This is a genomic window from Methylobacterium sp. B1 (assembly GCF_000333255.1).
GTDB classification, from domain to species: Bacteria; Pseudomonadota; Alphaproteobacteria; order Rhizobiales; family Beijerinckiaceae; genus Methylobacterium; species Methylobacterium fujisawaense.
In genome coordinates, this window is the sequence record NZ_BACT01000544.1 from 1 (window position 1) to 1,525 (window position 1,525).

A 1,525-nucleotide genomic window follows, 5' to 3' on the forward strand; every position below is an offset into this window, starting at 1 on the left:
CAGCCCCCGGCACCGCGACGGGGATCCGGGCGGTTCCGAAAACGCGGCCTTAAGACTCGGGTGGGTAATTTGCACACGGACCCGCCGCCGGGCGAATCCGGCTCATCCGTGACCCGAGCCCCCTCATGAGTACCGTCTCATCCACCGCGACATCGCAGCTCTCCGCGCAGCGATGGTCGCCGCCTCCGTCGCCCAAGACCCAGATGTCCGACACGATCAGCAGCGCGCTGTCGGCCGGCACGATCAGCAGCACCGACGCGACGGCGCTGACCAGCGCCCTGAGCAGCATCGATTCGAGCCTGTCGTCGGACAGCTCCGCCTCGGGCAGCACCACGACCCGGTCCAAGCTCGACCCGTCCTCCATGAAGGATCGGATCGACGGCCTGATCGCCGATCAGGTCAGCAGCGGCAGCCTCACCACCGACCAGGCCACGGAGCTGAAGAACCTGTTTTCCAGCCACGGCCAGAGCATTCAGAGCGCGGACGCCACCGGCGACGTGTCCGGGCCGGACGGTCCGCCGCCCGGCCCCCCGCCCGGTCCGCCGCCGGGGAACGCCGCCTCCGGCAGCACCGGCAGCGGGACCTCGTCCTCCACGTCGGTGACGCAGTCGACGAACGACCTCCTCTCGACCTTCATGCAGCAGCTCCAGAGCAGCCAGTCGGTCGGCGCCGGCTATGGCGCCAACGGCACCACCAACAGCAGCAGCAGCCTCTCGGCCCTTCTGGTCGACTTCCAGAGCTGAGCCGGCGGTGCGGGCGTGGCCGGCCGAGGGGGCCGCCCGCCCGACGCATCGCCCGCCTGCGCGCGGCCGGGGTCGACCTCGGCCGCGCGACGCGGCATCACTCCGCCATCGCATTCGCGCGACCGGACAGGGTCGGGAGGCACGGCATGGCGGCAGGATCGGGGACCGGATTGCCCAAGGTCGCGTTCATCGGCACGGGCGGGACGATCTCGTCCCTCGGGCGCGACACCCTCGACATCCTCGACTACACCGCCACCGACCGGCGCCTCGAAGCCGGCGGCATCCTGGAGGCGGTCCCGGAACTCGCCACCGTCGCCACGGTGGTGCCGGTCCCGTTCCAGGCGGTCCCGAGCCCGGCGATCGGATTTGCCGAGTGGCGCGACCTCGTGCGCCTGTGCGAGCGCCTCGCGGCCGAGCATGCGGATCTCGCGGGAATCGTCATCGGGCACGGCACCGCCACCCTGGAGGAGACCGCCTACGCCCTGAGCCTGACCCTGACGATCGACCTGCCGGTGGTGCTGGTCGGCTCGCAGCGGCCGATGAGCGCCCTCTCCACCGACGCCAAGCTCAATCTCGTGGCCGCGATCCGCACCGCCGCGGCGCCGGCCTCCCGCGGGCGCGGCGTGCTGGTGGTGCTCAACGACGAGATCCAGGCGGCGCGCGAGGTGACCAAGACCTCGGTGGCCCGGCTTCAGACGTTCCGGACGCCGGATTTCGGCGTGCTCGGCCATGTCGACGGCGACAGCGTCCGCTACTATCGCCGCTCCGAGCGGGCGCACGCA

2 protein-coding genes are annotated in these 1,525 nt (G+C 71.7%); both read left to right on the forward strand.

Going from position 1 to position 1,525, the window contains the following annotated elements; translation table 11 throughout:
* Positions 1 to 125: 125 nt before the first annotated feature.
* Complete coding sequence (locus tag I53_RS15950; RefSeq protein WP_043352416.1) at positions 126 to 743, forward strand: hypothetical protein; 618 nt, start codon at positions 126 to 128, stop codon at positions 741 to 743.
* A gap of 146 nt (positions 744 to 889) precedes the next feature.
* Positions 890 to 1,525, forward strand: a 636-nt coding sequence (locus I53_RS15955) for an asparaginase domain-containing protein (protein ID WP_043352417.1), incomplete at its 3' end; no start/stop codon positions are given.